The organism is Robertmurraya dakarensis (assembly GCF_900156875.1).
Taxonomy (GTDB): Bacteria; Bacillota; Bacilli; order Bacillales; family Cytobacillaceae; genus Robertmurraya; species Robertmurraya dakarensis.
On the sequence record NZ_LT707409.1, the window covers coordinates 685,859 to 687,208 of the forward strand.

At 32.1% G+C, this 1,350-nt stretch carries 1 protein-coding gene; it reads right to left on the minus strand.

All coding sequences use genetic code 11. From position 1 onward, the window contains the following. The coding region (locus tag CZ487_RS28165) for a spore germination protein (protein ID WP_077212452.1) at window positions 1-1,017 on the minus strand (1,017 nt) is incomplete at its 3' end. Window positions 1,018-1,350 lie beyond the last annotated feature (333 nt).

Here is a 1,350-nt window from a genome sequence, read left to right on the forward strand (position 1 = left end):
CTCAATTAACAATTCTAGTAAGAGTGCTTCTAATAAGGGCGGAAAAGGAACTTGTGAACGTGATTGTCCAATGATAAATAACAATTTAGATGGTATGAGTTCAAAATGATAAGTCATGGCAGCCACATAAATGGCTGTTAAAAAAATAGAACCTACCATAGCAAATAATCGGATAAAACGAATAAATGTACTTAAAGACCATCTCAAATAGATATCTTCTGTTGATTCGAAAAATGAGAAAAAATTAGCAGGACCTATAATCCCTACAGGACTACCATCTATAAAAACACCAATTCGCCCGTTTAAAATCGAGTAGATGAATCTATCGGGTAGCTCTGTTAATATAAATTGTGGAAATAAAGAGTAATGATTATCTTCTAGGCATTGAGCCAAAACGGAACTGTCACTTATATTATCCGTTTTTAACTGTTCAAACCTTTCCTTAAGTGTCTGAAGAGTGTCATCGTTTGCAATATCTTTTATATATACAATTCTTACTTTCTTTTGAACGCGTTCCCCAATCTTTATTTCATCTGTGCACAAATTATAATCATTTAGATTTTGTCTGATTATCTTAACGTTAGAAGTTAATGATTCAGTGAACGAAATTTTAGGTCCATATACTAACGATTCTGTTTCTGCTTTCTCAATAGATCGTTCAATGGGATTTGCGCAATTCACAATGATTGCCTTTTTCTCATCTAAAAAATAAATATAAGCAAATCCATTTAATAGGGAAGAGATTACCTCTTGTTCTTCTAAATTTACCTTTATTTCTTCTATAGGTATGTTTTTCATTAAATAGGTGTAATGTAAGTATTCTACAGAAAGTTCTTCAATGTATTTAATGACAAATTCATTTAGAATCTCTGGCTTAATTAAATTCTTCATGAAAATAATATGAATCCCCACTTGTCCAACTTCAAGTTTTCGACACATCAAATCGGGTGATTCATTAAGAATGGATTTAATTTTTTCATAACCTGGGAAGTTATCATTATTATGACGATCTGTCATTCGTAACATATCCTTCAACCGTTTTTAATAGTGTCTGTAAAAACAATTAATTTATACAGAATATGGACAGAGGGACAGTGAATCATTACATCATCTTGGACAGCGTTAAACATTATCGTGTCTAGATTAAGTTGATTTTACTTATATAGTAATGCTTCATCCTTATTCAACGGGAGCGATTGTTCAATAGAGCAGTCGCTTCTTTCGCTAACTAGTTAGTGGAATAAGGGATTATCATTTCGGAAGAATAGTCCAGAAGTGGTAATAGTTCATGAAAAGAATAGTAATAGTATTTGTTTGGATTACTCTTAGTAGGATGGCCACGGATGCGAA